Here is an 18,820-nt window from a genome sequence, read left to right on the forward strand (position 1 = left end):
AAGCCGCGGCCGGAAAACAGGGTTTTCTGTTGCGGCCGCTTCTACAACGTCGCGCGCTGCTTGTCTCGCCCGATGGACCCGTAAAGGCCCGTCCCGGAGGGGACGGGGAGGCGCTGGGGCTCGGGTTTTGCTGCGGCCGCCCGGGCCCGCAGATCGGCCAGTTCGCCCCTGGCAGCCCGTGCTTCCGCGTCGTTCCGGCGCGCCGCGCGGCGCCAGTGCCGCTGGCCGAACCAGACCGCGCAGCCGCCTGCCAGGACGCCGAGGGCAGCCACCAGGATAAGCAACAGGAACAGCGGCAGTGTGATCGAGAATGACGGGTCGCTCGACACGAAGGGATCGAAGGAGACCGTGACGAAATGCCGGTTGGCGACGGCGAAGACCACCAGGATCAGGCCCAGCGGAATCACGATCAGCGCGGTCAGAAACTTTCGCATCTCGCTTCGCTCGCCTTGAATCAAGCTTCCGGCCGCATCGCGCGACCGGGAGAAATCCTGACGCTGGCCTCAGTCCGGCGCGCCTGGATCCGGATGGTCGCGGTTCAGCCGTTCGCGCATTTCCTTGCCGGTCTTGAAGAACGGAACGCTCTTCTGGTCGACGGGCACATGGGCGCCGGTGCGCGGATTGCGCCCGGCGCGTGCAGGACGATGCTTGACCGAGAAGGCACCGAAGCCGCGCAACTCGACGCGGTCACCGCGCGCGAGAGCCGCTACGATCTCTTCGAGAATCGCATTCACAATGTTCTCGACATCCCGCTGGTACAGATGCGGGTTGTGCTCGGCGATACGCTGAACAAGTTCGGATTTGATCATCGAGAGATAGGACCCGGAAGCGTGCGGATGACCATTTCCGTGAAAATACCGTGATCTGTCAAGACGCTAAATCAAGGTTGAGCGTCGTGAAAATACGTGACAAATGCCGAAAAAGCGGGCTGACCCACCACCCGCCAGACGCGAAAACCCTCGGATGCTCGCTTGGTTCCCGTCAGTTCGACGCAGCCGGCTGCCACAGGGCCAGCATTCCATCCATTCCGAACCGATCGACCGCCTGCACGACGCCGGTTCGCCCGATCTGATGCGCAATCGAGCCTAAACCAAGCGCTTCCAGCGTTACGGCGGCTGCTGTCTTGAGAAACGGCAGGTCGCCGAAGCGGGGCTGGAGCTTGTAATCGCGTACCGGAAGACCCTTCTTGACGCTCTTCTGCTCGACCAGCCAGGTCACCGCCGTCTTCTCGTCGCCGATCTGGTCGATCAGCTTGAGATCGATTGCCTGGCGTCCGGTGAAAACGCGGCCATCGGCGACTTTTTCGAGCTGCGTGTCATCCATGCCACGCCGCTCCTTCACCAGGCCCCTGAACCAGGCATAGGAGTCCTTCACCAGCGCATCGAGCGCCGCGCGCGCCTCGGGGCTGGTCGGCTCAAAACCATTCGGGGCGGCCTTCAGCGGCGAGGATTTGACCTCCTCGACCTTGACGCCGATGGTCTTCAGGAGCTCGGCGACGTTGGGATACTGGAACAGCACGCCGATCGAGCCGACCAGCGAGCTCTGCTGGGCGATGATGTGGTCGCTGGCGATCGCGGTGATGTAGCCGCCCGAGGCGGCGAGGCCCTCGACCACGACGACGAGCGGCTTCTTCGCCTTCAGCCGGACGAGCGAATCGTAGAGCTGCTCGGAGCCGGCGGTGGTGCCGCCCGGCGAGTTGATGTGAACGATGACGGCGGCGGCCTGCGAATTCTCCAGCCGCTCCAGCGCCTGGGTGCGATCGGAATCGCTGCGGATCAGGCCCTCGATCTGGACCCGCGCAATCGAGCCGGCGGACGCAAACGTGCCGCGCGCACCGGGTGTCGCGATCAGCGCGAAGCTTGCGATCGCCGCGATCGCGATCAGCGCGGCGACCACGCGCCAGAACGTCAGCTTGCGGCGGATCCTGCGGCGATCGACGATGATGTCCGAATCGAGCGACATCGGAATATCTCCAAATGAAAGACCGGTCGCGTTGTGCCGTCACAGCGTGACCATCGGCTTATCTGGATACATCAATTGCGGCGCATTTTGAAGAAAACAAGGCTGTGACCGGGTACCTCCATCCGGGCTACCGACTTGCCGCAACAAAAAAGCCCCGGCTTGCGCCGGGGCTCTGATGTCAGCAAAACGATGCGTTTCGCTTACTTGTTGTCGCCGCGGTTCTTGAGCGCGGTGCCGAGGATGTCGCCGAGCGTCGCTCCCGAATCGGAGGAGCCGTACTGCGCGATGGCTTCCTTCTCTTCGGCGACCTCGAGCGCCTTGATCGACACCTGGACCTTGCGGGCCTTCTTGTCGAACTGGATCACGCGGGCATCGACCTTCTCGCCGACGGCAAAGCGTTCGGCGCGCTGGTCGTTGCGGTCACGGGCGAGCTCCGAGCGCTTGATGAAGGTCGAGAAATCGGTCCCGGTGATCTTCACCTCGATGCCGCTCTCCTTCACTTCGAGCACTTCGCAGGTCACGACCGCGCCCTTCTTGACATCGCCCGGCTCGGCGAAGGGGTCACCTTCGAGCTGCTTGATGCCGAGCGAGATGCGCTCCTTCTCGACGTCCACGTCGAGCACCACGGCCTTCACCATGTCGCCCTTCTTGTAGTTGTCGATCACCTGCTCGCCCGGAAGCTTCCAGTCGAGATCGGAGAGATGGACCATGCCGTCGACATCGCCCTCGAGGCCCAGGAACAGGCCGAACTCGGTCTTGTTCTTGACTTCGCCCTCGACCACCGAACCGGTCGGGTGGCCTTCCACGAAGACCTCCCAGGGGTTGCGCATGGTCTGCTTGAGGCCGAGCGAGATACGGCGCTTGACGGAATCGACTTCCAGCACCTGCACTTCGACTTCCTGCGAGGTCGAAACGATCTTGCCGGGGTGCATGTTCTTCTTGGTCCACGACATCTCGGAGACGTGGATCAGGCCTTCGATGCCCGGCTCGAGCTCGACGAACGCACCGTAGTCGGTGATGTTGGTGACGCGACCGGTGAAGCGGGCACCCAGCGGGTACTTGGCTTCGATGCCCTGCCACGGATCGTCCAGCAGCTGCTTCATGCCCAGCGAGATGCGGTGCGTCTCGTGGTTGATCTTGATGATCTTGACCTTCACGGTCTGGCCGATCGAGAGCACCTCGGTCGGGTGGTTGACGCGGCGCCACGCGATATCGGTGACGTGCAGCAGGCCGTCGATGCCGCCGAGGTCGACGAACGCACCGTAATCGGTGATGTTCTTGACCACGCCGTCGATGACCTGACCCTCTTCGAGGTTCTGCACCAGCTCCTGGCGCTGCTCGGCGCGGGTCTCTTCGAGAACCGTGCGGCGCGACACCACGATGTTGCCGCGGCGGCGGTCCATCTTGAGGATCTGGAACGGCTGCGAATTGTTCATCAGCGGCGCAACGTCGCGGATCGGACGGATGTCGACCTGCGAGCGCGGCAGGAAGGCCACGGCACCGTCGAGGTCGACGGTGAAGCCGCCCTTGACCTGGTTGAAGATGACGCCGTTGACCTTCTCGTTGTTCTGGAAGGCCTTCTCGAGCTTGCCCCAGCTCTCTTCGCGGCGCGCCTTGTCGCGCGACAGCACGGCTTCGCCGAGGGCGTTCTCGATGCGATCGAGGAACACTTCCACCTCGTCGCCGACCTTGATCTCGCTGTCACGGCCGGGGCCGGAAAATTCGCGCAGGGCAACGCGGCCCTCGGTCTTCAGGCCGACGTCGATGACGGCCATGTCCTTTTCAATTGCAACCACCTTGCCCTTGACGACGGAGCTTTCCTGCAGGTTGCCGCCTGCGAAGGACTCGTCGAGCATCGCGGCGAAATCGTCACGCGACGGGCTATAGGTATCAGCAGAAGTCGAAGCCATTTGTTCTCCAGTTGCGGGTGTCGTGCCGGCCGTTGGGTTCATGGGCGCATCGCACGCGCAGTGTCGGAAGGCCCGCAAGACCTTCGAGCGACCGCTCGCTGCTCCGGCCTTGAGGCGGAACAGCGGAATCGGGCCGGCTGAGGCCCGCGCGTTCAATACGTGGAAATCTGTGTCCGGAGCCTGGATCGCGCCGGTCCCAAACCGGGGACCGAGGGTATCGACCTCAAAGAGCGGGAGCGGGCGATTCCTCCAATGACGGCGGCGGCTTAACCCCGCGACCGGCCCGCTCGGACGGCCTCGATAATGTCGATGGCGGCCCGGACGCCGCCTTCTATATCCAGTTGGGAGTTATCTAGCAAGTAAGCATCCGCGGCCGGTTTTAGGGGCGCAACCGGCCGGTTCTTGTCGCGTTCATCGCGCTGGATGATGTCGGCCAGCACGGCCGCCTCATCCGCCTCCTCGCCCCGCGCGCGCGCCTCCATGGTCCGGCGGCGTGCGCGGACTTTGGGGTCTGCGACCACGAAAATCTTCACGTCGGCATGCGGGCAGATCACGGTTCCAATGTCGCGGCCGTCGAGCACGGCGCCGGGCGGATCGGCGGCGAATTGCCGCTGGAAATTGAGCAGAACCTCACGAACCCTCGGGATCGCCGAAACGATCGAGGCGCCCTCGCCGGCCGCCTGGGTCTTCAGGGCGGGATTGCCGAACTTTTCCGGGTCGAGCTCCAGCGCCGCCGCGACCGCCGCCGCCTCGTCCCGGAGATCATGACCGGACTGCATCAAGGCATAGGCCACCGCGCGATAGATCACGCCGGTATCGAGATGACGGTAGCCGTAATGGTGAGCAAGGCGCTTGCCGAGCGTCCCCTTGCCCGAGGCCGCGGGCCCGTCGATGGCGATGATCATATCACTCAAACCTTGGCTGTCTGCGGCCCGCGCGCGCGTCGCAATGGCCGCTCTTCGGTAAAAATGTTGCGAGACGCGAACTCCGCGGGGCTCGCAAAAGTGAGATATTCACGCATCGCGTCGGACGGGGACGACGCGGTGAACCATGGTTCGGCAAGGCGCCGGGCCGGATCGCAGACCCATGCCGGCACTCGCCCAAGACGACGTTGCTTGGCCAGATATTCGGCGATTGCGCCGACCAGCGCGTCGAGCCGGTGGTCCTGCGTCAGCGCCGGCTCGTCCTCGATCGTCTCGTATTGAGCGAGGCTTGTCCCGGCCAGATCAAACGTGTCCACGAATTCAGCTAGCGTCGCGTCCTGCGGCGCGCCAGCGCGAATCCGGTCGACGGCTTCAGCGAGGGTATTTGGGCGCATCCGCTCCTCCCCCGAGGTCCATGTTCTTCAGCAAGAAGCGCTGCTTCTCCGAGGACGCTGCGCTTACCGGAAAATACCGACCAAGCAGCGCGATGGCTTCTTCTACGGTCGAGATTCCAACCACTTTCATCAAGTTCAGGATATCCAGCCGCTCAGTCTCCCCCCGAACGGGATCCGTGATGCGAAACGCCTTCAATTTCAATGCCAGAAGATATGCAGCGGAGGGCACCGAGACCTCAAGCCCCGGTGGCGTACCGTCGCGCGGGAAAGTGCCGAATTCGAGATGGTCCGCGGCACGGTCCGCCAATGGACTGAGATGGAATACGACGTGATCGTTGAACCAGTCGGCGCCCCACCCATTCCTCGAGGCAATTTCAGCTACCGTCTTCTCCAGCCAGTCCGGCAGTGGATGCTCGAGCTTCGAGACGTCGACGTCCTCGGTCGCCAGGCGGAAATTGCTGGCGAGCATGAGCGCCGAGCCGCCATAGACCGCGATCTGAAGCTTGGTTCCGGCGTCGGCCGCAGCACGGCCAATCGAATCGAAAGCGTCCAGCAAAGCATCGCGGTCGAAGCCTGCGCTCATGGCCGCGGCCTCATGAAAACTCGGCCCCAAGCGAACGCATCATCGGAATGAAGTCTGGAAAACTAGTGGCGATGAAGGCGGTGTCGTCGACGGTCACGGGCTGGTCGGAGGCGCAGCCCATCACCAGCGCGGACATCGCGATGCGATGATCCATGTGCGTGGCGACAGTGCCGCCGCCCGGCACGTGGCCGCGGCCCTCGACGATCAGGTCGTCGCCGGAGACCTCGACCTTCACGCCGTTGACGCGGAGCATGTCGGCAGTCGCCTCCAGGCGGTCGGATTCCTTGACACGCAGCTCCTGCAGGCCGCGCATGATGGTCGTGCCTTCGGCGAACGAGGCTGCTACCGCCAGCACCAGATATTCGTCGATCATCGAAGGCGCCCGCTCCGGCGGCACTTCGACGCCGCGCAGCTTCGACGCGCGCACGCGCAGCTTTGCCATCGGCTCGCCGGCGTCGCCACGCACTTCGCTCTCTTCGATCGAGGCGCCCATTTCGCGCAGCGTCGTGAACAGGCCGGTGCGCAGCGGATTGGTCATGACATCCGACAGCGTGACGTCGGACCCTTCGACGATCAGCGCCGCAACGATGGGAAACGCCGCCGAGGAGGGATCGGCCGGCACCACGACATTGGCGCCGTGCAGTTCGGGCTGGCCGGCGAGCGTGATGCGGCGGCCGTGCTGACCTTCCTGCACTGAAATGATCTCGGCGCCGAAATGCTTCAGCATCAGCTCGGTGTGGTCGCGGCTGGCCTCGCTCTCGATCACGGTGGTCGTGCCCGGCGCGGCCAGGCCCGCCAGCAGCACGGCCGATTTGATCTGGGCCGAGGCGACCGGGGTCTTGTAGGTGATCGGCAGCGGATCGCGCGCGCCCTGGACGGTCAGCGGCAGCCGGCCGCCCTCGCCGCCGGAAACCACCTTGGCACCCATCTTCTCGAGCGGATCGAGGATCCTGCGCATCGGGCGGCTGCGCAGCGAGGCATCGCCGTCGAACACCGCCGAGATCGGGCAGCCGGCGACGGCGCCCATGACCAGCCGGCAGCCGGTGCCGGAGTTGCCGAAATCGAGCGGCGCCTTGGGCTCGGCGAAGCCGGCGACGCCGACGCCGCTCACCTTCCAGGCGAAATCACCGGTGCGCTCGACCCTGGCGCCCAGCGCCTGCATGGATTTGGCGGTGTTGAGGACATCCTCGCCCTCCAGCAGGCCCGAAATCCTGGTCTCGCCGACCGCGAGTGCGCCCAGGATGAGGGCGCGGTGGGAAATCGACTTGTCCCCGGGCACCCGTACTTTCCCGGTCAGGGGGCCGCTTGCGCGCGACCGAAGCGGCGTCGGCTTGTCGGAATGGGTCAAGATTGTGTCCTTGGATGCGCCGTTTGGGCCCGCGGGCAGGTACCACATGGTCTCCCCGCCGTCACGGGCATGTCGTTCTCCCGTAATGCGCTATTGACAGCGGGCCGCCAACTAGCCAAGTGAAACACCGCTTTTCAGACATTCCCAGGATTCCTGCCGTGGCCAAGTCCGAACTCGGAACTAAACGTATTTGCCCGACCACGGGCAAGAAGTTCTATGACCTCAACAAGAATCCGGTGATCTCGCCCTATACCGGCGAAGTGGTGCCGATCGCCCCGGTGGCGCCGGCGCGTGCGCCCCGCGGCGCCGAAGCCCGCCACGCAGCCGCCGCCGACACCACGCCGGAGCCGGCAGAGGTCGAGGAGGTCTCGCTCGAGGAGGCCGATGCCGAGGAGAACACCGGCAAGGTCAAGGCCGTCGTGCCCGAATCGGAGGACGATATCGAGGTCGACGAGACCATCGAGGACGACGATGACGATGATTCGACCTTCATCGCCGACGACGAAGAGGGCGATGAGGACGTGACCGACATCATTGGTGATGTCGGAGGCGATGAAGAGACTTGAGATAATCTCAGAACTGTGGTTCTGGGTCTTTCCCGACGCGCTGCCCACGGTGCGTCGGTCGGTTAAGGGGCCATAGCTCAGCTGGGAGAGCGCTTGCATGGCATGCAAGAGGTCGGCGGTTCGATCCCGCCTGGCTCCACCAGCCTTCGCTGGCTTCGCCAGCTTCGGCTCGGCAAGCCCTATCGTAGCGAAGGCTGCCGCGGCGAAGCCGGGCTTCGACGAACCACCCCCTACTCCCCGATCACCGCATTGAGCCTGTCGCGCAGCGCGACGATCTCGTCTTTCATTGCGACCAGTTCCGAGACCGAGCAGTCCGACGCAGCCAGGATCGACTGCGGCACGGCGCGGGCCTTGTCCTTGAGGGCATGGCCCTGCGCCGTCAGCGCGATCAGCACCTGGCGCTCGTCCTCGCTCGAACGGGTGCGCTTGACGAGGTGGGCGGCCTCGAGCCGCTTGAGCAGCGGCGTCAGCGTGCCCGAATCCAGGAACAGTCTTTCGCCGATGTCCTTGACCGGCACGTCGTCGCGCTCCCACAGCACCAGCATCACCAGATATTGCGGATAGGTCAGACCGAGCCGGTCGAGCAGCGGCTTGTAGACGCGGTTGAAGGCATGCGCGGCGGAATAGACCGCGAAGCAGATCTGGTTGTCGAGGCGCTGGGGATCGAGGGCCGATAGTTTCCGGGGCATGAAAGAATCTCGCGAGGCTTTGCTCATTCTGGGGCCGGCTGGCGGCACATTCAATTGCGAACAATTAAATGTGAGGCATGCAAATTTCAATTGCGCGCAATCTAATTGTTTGCGATATGGATCACACCCCAACCGAAGACCCCTGAGGAGACGAAAATGTCCGTGAACGTCCTCTACAAGACCAGCGCAAAAGCCACCGGCGGCCGCGACGGCCATGCTGCGACCCTCGACGGCGCGCTCGACGTCAAGCTCACCACGCCGAAGGAGCTCGGTGGTGGCGGCGGTGCCGGCAACAATCCCGAACAGCTGTTTGCGGCGGGCTACGCCGCCTGCTTCATCGGCGCGATGAAATTCGTGTCCTCGCAGGGCGGCCCGAAGGTTCCGGCTGACGCCTCGGTCACCTCCACCGTCGGCATCGGCCCGCGCGCGGCCGGCGGCTTCGGGCTCGACATCGACCTCGCCGTCTCGCTGCCGGGCCTCGCCCGCGTGGAAGCCGAGGCACTGGTCGAGAAGGCTCACCAGGTTTGCCCGTACTCCAATGCCACCCGTGGCAATGTCGACGTTCGCCTGACGGTCGTCTGATCGGACGGTGAATTGGCTGGCCCGAGATCCCCCTCGGGCCGGCCGCTTCGCTGATTTCCCAGTACGCGGGATGGCCACACGGCGGCGCATGCGGCCCTACGTCCGGAGCCATTGCTGCCATGGACGAACCTCGCTAGGCCTGTGATCAAACGTCGACACAGGGGAAGCGAAGGCATGACTGAAGCCGTTTTGGGTGCAATGAGCGGGCTGCGCGTCATCGATCTCACGCGCGTGCTCGGCGGTCCCTACTGCACCCAGATCCTCGCCGACCACGGCGCCGACGTGATCAAGGTCGAGCCGCCCGCCGGCGACGAGGTGCGCGACTGGGGTCCTCCGTTCCACGAGGAGGACGCGGCCTATTTCATCGGCATCAACCGCAACAAGCGCTCGATCGGCCTCGACCTCGCCTCCGAGGGCGGCCGCGCCGTGCTGCTCAAGATGCTTGAGACGGCCGACGTCCTGATCGAGAATTTCAAGCCGGGCACGCTGGAGAAATGGGGCATCGGCAACGAGAGCTTGCGCGAAAAATTTCCGCGCCTCGTACACTGCCGGATCTGCGGCTTCGGCGCCGACGGTCCCCGCGGCGGCAATCCCGGCTATGACGCCATCATCCAGGCCATGACCGGCATGATCGCGGCGACCGGCTCGCCGGAGAGCGGACCGATGCGGATCGGCGTGCCACTGGTCGACATCGGCACCGGCCTTTATGCGGCGATCGGAATCCTGATGGCGCTGTCGGAGCGGCAGCGCTCGGGGCTCGGCCAGTTCCTGGAGACCACGCTGTACGAGACGGGTCTCGCCATCATGCATCCGCACACCGCGAACTATTTCATGCATGGCAAGCCGCCGTCGCTGACCGGCAACGAGCATCCCAACCTCGTGCCCTATGCGATCTTCCCGACCAAGACCGACAACATCTTCATCGGCGTCGGCAACGACGGCACCTTCCGCAAGCTCGCCAAGGAGATCGGCAAGCCCGAGCTCGGCACCGATCCGCGCTTTGCCCGCAACAAGGACCGCATCGCCAATCGCGAGGCGCTGCGCGCCGAGCTCGCCGCGGTGTTCAGCCAGCACGAGGCCGAGCCGCTATGCAATCGCCTGCTCGCCGCCGGCCTGCCCGCGGGCCCCGTGCAGAAGATCGACCAGGCCCTCACCAACCCGCACACGATCGCGCGCGGCGACGTCATCGAGAAGGATTGGTACAAGGGCGTGGCCTCGCCGATCCGGCTCGACCGCAGCAAGCCGAGCCTGCGCCGCCTGCCGCCGAAATTCAGCCAGCACTCTCAGGAGGTGCTGGGCGAGTTCGGCTACTCCAAGGCCGAGATCGACGCGATGGTCGAGACGGGCACGGTCTGCGGCCCGGAGCGCAAGCGCTAGAGCGACATAGGCTCAGCGTTGCCGCAACGGCGGTGCGCTCCCTCGCCCGCTTGCGGGAGAGGGTCGGGGAGAGGGTGTCGCCGCAACGGGACAATCCCCCAGAGGATAGAACCCCTCACCCGGCGCTGCGGGACGATGCTTCGCATTGCCCGGAGCGCGCCGACCTCTCCCGCAAGCGGGAGAGGTTCGGGAGACCGGAGCCGCATCGGTTCTACCTCACGCCACTCCACGCCAAGACCCCTCGCTTTCCACGTCCATCTAGCAATGCCGCACTGCGGCGCGGGCACGCAGGTGCACTGCGAACGGAGGAGGCTGTTCGCATCGTCTTCGCCTATTTGACAGCTTCCCTTTTCCAGCGCTTGCCGCTTTCGTTTCGGCCGCTTACACAGTCATGTGAACGTCATATGGCGCTGCTAGCGCAAGCGATCATTTTTGACGGCTGAGGGAGGTTTTCTTGATGGCTCTTCGACACTTTGGCGCGGCTGCCGCGCTTGCAGTCACCGTTGGTTTTGGCGCTTCGCCGGCATGGGCCGCGACTGAAATCCAGTGGTGGCACGCGATGACCGGCGCCAACAACGACGTCATCGTCAAGCTGGCCAACGACTTCAACGCCGCACAGAGCGATTACAAGGTCATCCCGACCTACAAGGGTAACTACGCCGACACGATGAATGCGGGCATCGCGGCTTTCCGTGCCGGCAACGCTCCCCACATCATGCAGGTGTTCGAAGTCGGTACCGCGACCATGATGGCCGCGACCGGCGCCGTGAAGCCCGTCTACAAGCTGATGGCCGACGCCGGCGAGAAATTCGATCCCAAGATCTATCTGCCCGCGATCACCGGCTATTACTCGACTTCGAAGGGCGAGATGCTGTCCTTCCCCTTCAACTCGTCGTCGACCGTGATGTGGGTCAACCTCGACGAGCTGAAGAAGGCCAATGTCGATATCCCGAAGACCTGGCCCGAAACGTTCGAGGCCGCCAAGAAGCTCCACGCCAACGGACATGCCACCTGCGGCTTCTCCGGCTCCTGGATCACCTGGGTCAATCTCGAGCAGCTCTCCGCCTGGCACAACGTGCCGCTCGCCAGCAAGGCCAACGGTCTCGACGGGTTCGACACCAAGCTCGAGTTCAACGGGCCGCTCCAGGTCAAGCATCTCGAAAACCTGGTCGAGCTCCAGAAGGACAAGACCTACGACTATGCCGGCCGCACCAACACCGGTGAAGGCCGCTTCACGTCGGGCGAATGCCCGATCTACCTGACCTCGTCGGCCTTCTTCGGCAACGTCAAGGCGCAGGCCAAGTTCAACTTCACCGCCGTGCCGATGCCGTATTATCCGGACGTCAAGGGTGCACCGCAGAACTCGATCATCGGCGGCGCCTCGCTCTGGGTCATGGGCGGCAAGCCGGCCGACGAGTACAAGGGCGTCGCGAAATTCCTGACCTTCCTCTCGGACACCGATCGCCAGGTCTACATCCACAAGGCCTCGGGCTATCTGCCGATCACCAAGGCGGCCTATGAGAAGGCCAAGGCCGAGGGCTTCTACAAGGACCAGCCCTATCTCGAGACCCCGCTGCTCGAGCTGACCAACAAGGAGCCGACCGAGAATTCGCGCGGTCTGCGTCTCGGCAACATGGTTCAGCTCCGTGACGTCTGGTCCGAAGAGATCGAGCAGGCGCTCGCCGGCAAGAAGACCGCCAAGCAGGCGCTCGACGCCGCCGTCGAGCGCGGCAACACGATGCTGCGTCAGTTCGAAAAGACCGCCGTCAAGTAAGGCGATGAGCGGCAGGCCGGTCGCCCGGCCTGCCGCTCTGCTGACATCATGCAAAAACAGGCCATTTTCCAGTCAAAGCTATTGCCTTACGCGCTGGTTGCGCCGCAGCTCGCAATTGTCCTGATTTTCTTCTACTGGCCTGCGCTGCAGGCGGTGATCCAGTCGTTCCTGCTCCAGGACGCGTTCGGCCTGTCGACCACCTTTGTCTGGTTCGACAATTACATCGAGCTGTTCAGGGATCCCGCCTATTTCGAATCGATCGTCCGGACATTCTTCTTCTCGTTCGCGATCGCGGTCTCGTCGCTGTCCTTCGCGCTGCTCCTCGCCGTGATGGCGGACAAGCCGCTGCGCGGCTCGATGCTGTATCGCACGCTGCTGATCTGGCCCTATGCAGTCGCACCGCCCGTCGTCGGCGTGCTCTGGATCTTCATGCTGCATCCCTCGCTCGGCGTGCTCGCGCGCTATCTGCGCGCGCTGGGCATCGACTGGAATCCGCTGCTCGACGGCGATCAGGCCGCAACGCTGATCATTCTCGCCGCCGCCTGGAAGCAGATCTCCTATAATTTCCTGTTCTTCCTCGCCGGCCTGCAGGCCATCCCGAAGAGCGTGTTCGAGGCCGCAGCGATCGACGGCGCACGCCCGATGCGGCGGTTCTGGACCGTGACCTTCCCGCTGCTGTCGCCGACGATCTTCTTTCTGCTGGTCGTCAACATCGTCTACGCCTTCTTCGACACCTTCGGCATCATCGACACCATGACCCGCGGCGGGCCGGGAACCTCGACGGTCACGCTGGTCTACAAGGTCTATTCCGACGGCCTGCTCGGCGGCAATCTCGGCAGCTCCGCGGCGCAATCGGCGATCCTGATGATCATGGTCATCGTGCTGACGGGAATCCAGTTCCGCTTCGTCGAACGCAAGGTGACCTACTGATGGTCGAGGAAGAAGGCTTTCGGCGCTACGTCGCCCACGCCATCCTGTGGATCGGGATCGCGATCGTCGCGTTCCCCGTCTACATCGCGATCGTCGCCTCGACCCAGGACAACGCGCTGATCGCGAACGGGCAGATGTCGCTGCTGCCGGGCGGTCATTTCTTCGAGGTCTACTACCAGACCATCTTCGTCGGCACGAGCGGCTCGACCCGCGAGCCCGTCGGCAACATGATGCTGAACTCGCTGGTGATGGCGCTGGCGATCGCGATCGGCAAGATCGCGATCTCGATCATCTCGGCCTATGCGATCGTGTATTTCCGCTTTCCGTTCCGGATGGCGATCTTCTGGATCATCTTCATCACGCTGATGCTGCCGGTCGAGGTCCGCATCTATCCGACCTACAAGATCGTCGCCGATCTGCACATGCTCGACAGCTATGCCGGCCTAGCGCTGCCGCTGATCGCGTCGGCCACCGCGACGCTGCTGTTCCGCCAGTTTTTCATGACCGTGCCGGACGAGCTGCTGGAAGCCTCGCGCATCGACGGCGCCGGTCCCTTGCGCTTCTTCTGGGACACGCTGCTGCCGCTGTCGCGCACCAACATGGCGGCGCTGTTCGTGATCCTCTTCATCCTCGGCTGGAATCAATATCTCTGGCCGCTGCTCATCACCACGCGCGACGACATGCAGACCATCCAGGTCGGCATCCGCAAGATGATCACCACCACCGACGCGTTGACCGAATGGCCGATCGTGATGGCGACCGCCGTGCTGGCGATGCTGCCGCCGGTGTTCGTCGTCGTCGCCATGCAGAAATTGTTCGTGCGCGGCCTGGTCGAGACGGAGAAGTAAAGAGTTATGGCCAACGTCACCCTGCGCAACGTCCGCAAGACCTATCCCGGCGGCTTCGAGGCCATCAAGGGCGTCAACGTCGATGTCGGCGACGGCCAGTTCTGCGTGCTGGTCGGCCCCTCCGGCTGCGGCAAGTCCACGCTGCTGCGCATGGTCGCGGGACTGGAGACGGTCACCGGCGGTGAGATCGACATCGGCGGCAAGGTCGTCAACCAGATCGAGCCCGCCGATCGCGACATCGCGATGGTGTTCCAGAACTACGCGCTCTATCCGCATATGAGCGTCTTCAACAACATGGCGTACGGCCTGCGCAACCGCGGCATGAAAGAAGACGAAGTCAAGACCCGCGTCGAGGAAGCCGCGCGCGTGCTCGAGCTCGCGCCGATGCTGGAGCGCAAGCCGCGCCAGCTCTCAGGCGGCCAGCGCCAGCGCGTCGCCATGGGCCGGGCCATCGTGCGCCAGCCGAAGGTGTTTCTGTTCGACGAGCCGCTCTCCAACCTCGACGCCAAGCTGCGCATCGCGATGCGGGTCGAGATCCGCAAATTGCAGCGCCGGCTCAACACGACATCGATCTACGTCACCCACGACCAGCTCGAGGCGATGACGCTCGCCGACGTTCTCGTGGTGATGAACGGCGGCCAGGTCGAGCAGGTCGGCAACCCGCTCGCGATCTACGAGAAGCCGGCCACGACCTTCGTCGCGTCCTTCATCGGGGCCCCGCCGATGAATCTGATGTCGACGCGCCCCGAGGAGATCAAATCGCAGCTCGGCGGCAGCGCGGCTGAGGCCGGCATCCTCGGCATCCGCCCGGAGGATTTTGCAATCACCGACCAGACCCCGGCCGGCGGCATCGCATTGCCGCTCACCGTGGAAGCGATCGAGCGGGTCGGCGCGGAAACCTTCGTCTACGGCGCACGGCACCAGGAGGAGCAGAGCGTCGCCGCCACCCCCGGCGAACTGCCGCCCGGCGAGGTCATCGTCCGCATCCCCGGAACCGAGGCCCCCGCCATCGGTGAGAGGATCCGCGTCGCCGCGGTACGGGCGAAGCTGCATCTGTTCAGCGGCGACGGGCGGACGCGGATCGAGGCCTGACCGGTTTCGAAGGGCCAGCCAATTCAAAACCGCGAAAACAACCCCATGCACAGTAGAAGGGGGGTTGTTTTCGTTGGAGAATTTTTCCGCGAGTTCGTCATGCCCGGGCCTGTCTCGCCTGCGTGGCCATGACGGCCCGAATCCACAGGTCCCCGGCTACCTGCTTGAACCACCAAGGGGATATGCCCATATTGCTGACCAAGGGGTGCCACTACGGGCCCTGATGCACCAAAGTCGCTTCGAGAGGACTTTGTAAACTATGTCTCGTGTTCCAACGCTTTCCAGTCCGTTCCTTCTGGGCTTCGATGAGATCGAGCGCGTGCTCGACCGCGTCGTCAAAGGCGCCGACGGCTATCCTCCCTACAATATCGAGAGGTGCGACCGGTCGGACGGCCAGCCCGAGCGCTTACGCATCACGCTGGCGGTCGCCGGATTCACCCGCGACCAACTCGATGTAACCATTGAGGAAAACCAGCTCGTGATTCGTGGGCGTCAGCAGGACGACAAGACCCGGCAATACATCCATCGCGGCATCGCCGCGCGCCACTTCCAGCGCACCTTCGTGCTGGCGGAAGGGATGCTGGTGCTGGGTGCGGATCTGAAGAACGGGCTGTTGTCGGTCGATCTTGCCCGGCCTGAACCGGAGAGGATCGTTAAGACAATCGCTATCAATGAGCACGAATAATGGAACGAGTAGCGGACTCGACCGCTTAGTGTTCCAGAGGAGTCGAGACCATGAGTGAAGGTCACGTTGCGTTCGAATACGAAGCCAAGAACGTCTCGCCCGAGACGCTGGCCACCCTCGGCGAAGGTCATATCGCCTATGTGAAGCAGATCCGCTCCGAGGATGTGCCGGGGCTGTTTCCCGAAGCCCCGAAAATCGCGCCGGGCCTCAAGCTCTTCGCGCTCCACGCCGCCGACGGCACGCCGATCATGCTGACCGACAGCCGCGAAGCCGCTATCGCCAATGCCTGGAGCAACGAGTTGCAAGCGGTGAGCGTGCACTGAGCGCACGCGGTTAGCCAGCATATCTGACGAATTCAATGCGCGGGCATGCCTCGGTCGAGGCGGCCCGCGCATTTTTTTGTGACGGCGCGGCGACGCGTCTCAGCGCCCTGACAGCCGCGCGCGAATGTCCGGTTTCAGCACCTTGCCGACCTTGGAGCGCGGCAGGTCGGCCCAGACCTCGATCTGTTTCGGTGTCTTGACGCTGCCGATCTGCGCCTTGACGAAGGCGGCGAGCGCCGCCGGATCGATCTGCTGGCTGGCGCGGGGCTGCACGATTGCGACGATCCGCTCGCCCCATTTGTCGTCGGGCAGGCCGATGACCGCACAATCCTGCACCGATTCGTGCGCCCGCAGCACGTTCTCGACCTCGATCGAATAGACGTTGAAGCCGCCGGTGATGATCATGTCCTTGGCGCGGTCAACGATGTAGAGGTAGCCGTCCGCGTCGATGTAGCCGATGTCGCCGGTGTGGTGCCAGCCATACGCCGATGCTTCGGCGGTCGCTTGCGGATTCTTGTAATAGCCGTCCATCACCAGCGACCCGCGCACCACGATCTCGCCGCGCTCGCCTGACGGCTGCAGATTGCCGTCCGCGTCCATGATTCCGGCCTGCACCAGCGGGCTGATCCGCCCGGCCGACGCCAACCGCTGCATCGCGATCGTGCCGTCGGCATTGTAGTGCGCATCGGGTGCCATCATCGAGATCATCATCGGCGCCTCGGTCTGGCCGAACAGCTGCGCCATCGGTCCGATCCGCTGCAACGCTTCCGCAAGGCGCGATGCCGAAATCGGCGCCGCGCCATACCAGAAGCATTGCAGCGAGCCGAGCCTGCTACGATCGAGCTTCGGATGATCGAGCAGCATGTAGATCACGGTCGGCGGCAGGAAGGTGTGCGTGACGCGGTAGCGCTCGATCAGATCGAGGAACTCGCCGATATCGGGGTGATGCATGATCACGATGCGGCCGCCGAGCGCCATGATCGGGAAACACAATACGCCGGCCGCATGCGTCAGCGGCGCCAGCGCGAGATAGATCGGACGGCCCTTGAAGGGATAGCCCATCAACGTCAGCGCGGTCATGGTCTCGATGTTGCGGCCCGACAGCATGACGCCCTTCGGCTTGCCAGTGGTGCCGCCGGTGCCCGGGATCATTGCGAGATCGTCGATCGTTTCGCGTTGGTGGAGATCATCGGCGAGGCCGGCGAGCCAGCTGTCGAATGAGGGTGCGAAGGGCAACTCGGTATCGAGACAGACCAGAGCGCGCAGCTTCGGCAGCTCCGAGCGCGCCGTCTCGATCATCGGCGCGAAGCTCGAATGAAACAGCAGCAGGGTGCAGTCGAACTGGTCAAGGATGAACCGGTTCTCGGCCGCTTCATTGCGTGGATTGATCGGGCACCAGACTGCGCCTGCGCGCGAAATGCCGAACACGCAGGCAAACGCCAGCGGGTCGTTGCCGGAAAGGATTGCGACCTTCTCGCCGGGTGCAATACCCGATCGGTCGATCCCGCGCGCGATCCGGTAGCTCAGCTGTTGCACCTCGCGATAGCTGAGATCGCGCCCGTCCATGGTCAGGCACGGCGCGTCCGCGCCGAGCGAGGCGCCTTTGTCGAGGTAATCGATGAAGCGCATGGTCAATCCCGTGAATGGAAGCGGGTGACGCGCGACTGCGTCACCCGCGATTCACTCAGTCTTGCACAGTCAGGATCGGTTTGCTGACGAGTCCAAAACTGCGCAATTGCCCGAGCAACTCGTGATGGCCGAACGCCTGGCAGCCGGAGGCGAAGCCGACGCGTTTGGGGGGCTGCTGCAGCAGGTGCGCCGCGGCATAGGCCTGCAGCATGCCGGTCTGCTTGTAGTTGCTGTTGCCGTAGATGATGCAGTGCGCGCGGCCCAACGGGCCGGAGGCATGCACCGAATCCAGCGATTTGTTGACGCGCGGGTTCTCGCGCGGCGGCATGGTGTTCATCACGCCGGCAGCGGTCTGTGCCAACGCGGCGTAGCGGTCGTCGGGGTTCATGTCCTTGGTCGCCTCCAGCGCGGCGGCGACGATCTGCGGCACGCCCAGCATCAGTCCGCGATTGAAGACGCCGCCCAGCACCTTCACATTGGCCACCCGCGGATCGCGCTTGAACCACACCGGGTGCGAGGTGCCGCCCCAGGGCAGCGCCAGCGCCAGCTCATGCTGGCCGGGGATGGCAAGGTTGGTGAGGCCGGCGTCGGGCTGATGCTCGACATATTTGTTCTGCTCCAGATAGTAGGCCTTGGCCATCGCGGCATTGACCAGAATGGTCTGCGTCGAAGCGATGGTCGGGCTGCCGCCCCAGAACACGGCGATGTCGAGTGTGTCGAGGCCGGGCGTCTCCAGGCACAGCTGGGCTGCGATCTCGCCGGTGGTGTACATCTGCGCGATGCCCGGCGCGAGCAGCAGGCCGGCATTAGCGAACTTCGTGCCCCACTCCTGCTCGAGCGTGATCAGCCAGTCCTGCTCGCCCGTCGTGTCGGTGTAGTGGCATCGCGAGGCCCAGCACGCCTGCACCACCTCGTTGCCGAACTTGGCGAAGGGGCCCACGGTGTTGAGCACCACCGAAGCGCCGCTGAACAATTCCGTCAGTGCGCTCACGGTGTGCGGCACCTCTACCACCTCGTAATCGGCGGTCTCGATGCCGGCCACGTTCGCCTTCATCGCGGCGTTGAGCTTCTCGGCGCTGCGGCCGGCGGCGATGAAGGGGATGTTGTACTCGCGTAAGTATTCGCAGACCAGCCGGCCGGTGTAGCCGGACGCGCCATACACGATGACGGGCTTCTTGCTCATTGTGATCCTCCGAAAAATTCG

At 64.1% G+C, this 18,820-nt stretch carries 20 protein-coding genes and 1 tRNA gene; 10 read left to right on the forward strand and 11 right to left on the reverse strand.

Features of this window, described 5'->3' with window-relative positions:
- Positions 1-41: 41 nt before the first annotated feature.
- The 8 genes from I3J27_RS00435 to aroA form a co-directional block, all read right to left on the reverse strand.
- Positions 42-434, reverse strand: coding sequence for a lipopolysaccharide assembly protein LapA domain-containing protein (locus I3J27_RS00435; protein WP_270164202.1), 393 nt, complete (start codon positions 432-434; stop codon positions 42-44).
- Positions 435-503: 69 nt separating this feature from the next.
- Positions 504-809 carry an integration host factor subunit beta gene (locus I3J27_RS00440; protein WP_007598410.1) on the reverse strand — a complete coding sequence of 102 codons (306 nt, stop codon included), beginning with the start codon at positions 807-809 and terminating at the stop codon, positions 504-506.
- Between the two features lie 172 nt (positions 810-981).
- Positions 982-1,962, reverse strand: coding sequence for a signal peptide peptidase SppA (gene sppA / locus I3J27_RS00445; protein ID WP_270164203.1), 981 nt, complete (start codon positions 1,960-1,962; stop codon positions 982-984).
- A 200-nt stretch (positions 1,963-2,162) separates the two neighbouring features.
- A complete protein-coding gene (rpsA, locus tag I3J27_RS00450) occupies positions 2,163-3,872 on the reverse strand; it encodes a 30S ribosomal protein S1 (protein WP_254114702.1) in 1,710 nt (569 codons plus the stop codon).
- A gap of 266 nt (positions 3,873-4,138) precedes the next feature.
- The gene (cmk, locus tag I3J27_RS00455; protein ID WP_270164204.1) at positions 4,139-4,777 is read right to left on the reverse strand and encodes a (d)CMP kinase; all 639 of its coding nucleotides are present in this window, start codon (positions 4,775-4,777) and stop codon (positions 4,139-4,141) included.
- 5 nt (positions 4,778-4,782) lie between these two features.
- Complete coding sequence (locus I3J27_RS00460; RefSeq protein WP_270164205.1) at positions 4,783-5,190, reverse strand: hypothetical protein; 408 nt, start codon at positions 5,188-5,190, stop codon at positions 4,783-4,785.
- Positions 5,168-5,773 carry a hypothetical protein gene (locus I3J27_RS00465; protein ID WP_270164206.1) on the reverse strand — a complete coding sequence of 202 codons (606 nt, stop codon included), beginning with the start codon at positions 5,771-5,773 and terminating at the stop codon, positions 5,168-5,170. The genes I3J27_RS00460 and I3J27_RS00465 overlap by 23 nt, the downstream gene beginning before the upstream one ends.
- 10 nt (positions 5,774-5,783) lie before the next feature.
- Positions 5,784-7,169 carry a 3-phosphoshikimate 1-carboxyvinyltransferase gene (gene aroA / locus I3J27_RS00470; protein ID WP_370691933.1) on the reverse strand — a complete coding sequence of 462 codons (1,386 nt, stop codon included), beginning with the start codon at positions 7,167-7,169 and terminating at the stop codon, positions 5,784-5,786.
- A 110-nt stretch (positions 7,170-7,279) separates the two neighbouring features.
- Between aroA and I3J27_RS00475 the strand changes: the two genes are divergently transcribed.
- Positions 7,280-7,687, forward strand: a complete 408-nt coding sequence (locus I3J27_RS00475) for a TIGR02300 family protein (protein WP_270164208.1) — start codon at positions 7,280-7,282, stop codon at positions 7,685-7,687.
- Positions 7,688-7,753: 66 nt separating this feature from the next.
- A tRNA-Ala gene (locus I3J27_RS00480) sits at positions 7,754-7,829 on the forward strand.
- A gap of 88 nt (positions 7,830-7,917) precedes the next feature.
- Here the strand turns inward: I3J27_RS00480 and I3J27_RS00485 are convergent.
- Positions 7,918-8,376 carry a MarR family winged helix-turn-helix transcriptional regulator gene (locus I3J27_RS00485; protein WP_270164209.1) on the reverse strand — a complete coding sequence of 153 codons (459 nt, stop codon included), beginning with the start codon at positions 8,374-8,376 and terminating at the stop codon, positions 7,918-7,920.
- A gap of 156 nt (positions 8,377-8,532) precedes the next feature.
- Here I3J27_RS00485 and I3J27_RS00490 point away from each other — a divergent pair, with 156 nt between their 5' ends.
- From I3J27_RS00490 to I3J27_RS00525, 8 genes are all read left to right on the forward strand, one after another.
- On the forward strand, positions 8,533-8,958 hold the full coding sequence (locus I3J27_RS00490) for an organic hydroperoxide resistance protein (RefSeq protein WP_270164210.1): 426 nt from the start codon (positions 8,533-8,535) through the stop codon (positions 8,956-8,958).
- A 174-nt stretch (positions 8,959-9,132) separates the two neighbouring features.
- Positions 9,133-10,335, forward strand: coding sequence for a CaiB/BaiF CoA transferase family protein (locus I3J27_RS00495; protein ID WP_270164211.1), 1,203 nt, complete (start codon positions 9,133-9,135; stop codon positions 10,333-10,335).
- Positions 10,336-10,792: 457 nt separating this feature from the next.
- Complete coding sequence (ugpB, locus tag I3J27_RS00500; RefSeq protein ID WP_270164212.1) at positions 10,793-12,109, forward strand: sn-glycerol-3-phosphate ABC transporter substrate-binding protein UgpB; 1,317 nt, start codon at positions 10,793-10,795, stop codon at positions 12,107-12,109.
- Positions 12,110-12,157: 48 nt separating this feature from the next.
- Entirely contained in the window at positions 12,158-13,039 is an 882-nt protein-coding gene (ugpA, locus tag I3J27_RS00505) for a sn-glycerol-3-phosphate ABC transporter permease UgpA (protein ID WP_270164213.1), read from the forward strand.
- Positions 13,039-13,887, forward strand: coding sequence for a sn-glycerol-3-phosphate ABC transporter permease UgpE (gene ugpE, locus I3J27_RS00510; RefSeq protein ID WP_028149788.1), 849 nt, complete (start codon positions 13,039-13,041; stop codon positions 13,885-13,887). The genes ugpA and ugpE overlap by 1 nt, the downstream gene beginning before the upstream one ends.
- A 6-nt stretch (positions 13,888-13,893) precedes the next feature.
- Positions 13,894-14,979, forward strand: coding sequence for a sn-glycerol-3-phosphate import ATP-binding protein UgpC (locus tag I3J27_RS00515; protein ID WP_270164214.1), 1,086 nt, complete (start codon positions 13,894-13,896; stop codon positions 14,977-14,979).
- Between the two features lie 259 nt (positions 14,980-15,238).
- Positions 15,239-15,664: an Hsp20 family protein gene (locus I3J27_RS00520; RefSeq protein WP_014438749.1), complete on the forward strand. Its 426-nt coding sequence runs from the start codon at positions 15,239-15,241 to the stop codon at positions 15,662-15,664.
- A 50-nt stretch (positions 15,665-15,714) separates the two neighbouring features.
- Positions 15,715-15,987 carry a BQ00720 family protein gene (locus I3J27_RS00525; protein ID WP_007598581.1) on the forward strand — a complete coding sequence of 91 codons (273 nt, stop codon included), beginning with the start codon at positions 15,715-15,717 and terminating at the stop codon, positions 15,985-15,987.
- A gap of 99 nt (positions 15,988-16,086) precedes the next feature.
- Here I3J27_RS00525 and I3J27_RS00530 read toward each other — a convergent pair whose 3' ends face one another.
- Together I3J27_RS00530 and I3J27_RS00535 are read right to left on the reverse strand one after the other, a co-directional pair.
- Positions 16,087-17,616 (reverse strand): AMP-binding protein, encoded by a 1,530-nt coding sequence (locus I3J27_RS00530; protein WP_270164215.1) that lies wholly within the window; start codon positions 17,614-17,616, stop codon positions 16,087-16,089.
- Positions 17,617-17,671: 55 nt separating this feature from the next.
- Entirely contained in the window at positions 17,672-18,799 is a 1,128-nt protein-coding gene (locus I3J27_RS00535) for a DUF5938 domain-containing protein (protein WP_270164216.1), read from the reverse strand.
- Between the last annotated feature and the right edge of the window lie 21 nt (positions 18,800-18,820).

Origin of the sequence: Bradyrhizobium xenonodulans (assembly GCF_027594865.1) — a bacterium.
In the GTDB taxonomy this organism is placed as follows: domain Bacteria; phylum Pseudomonadota; class Alphaproteobacteria; order Rhizobiales; family Xanthobacteraceae; genus Bradyrhizobium; species Bradyrhizobium xenonodulans.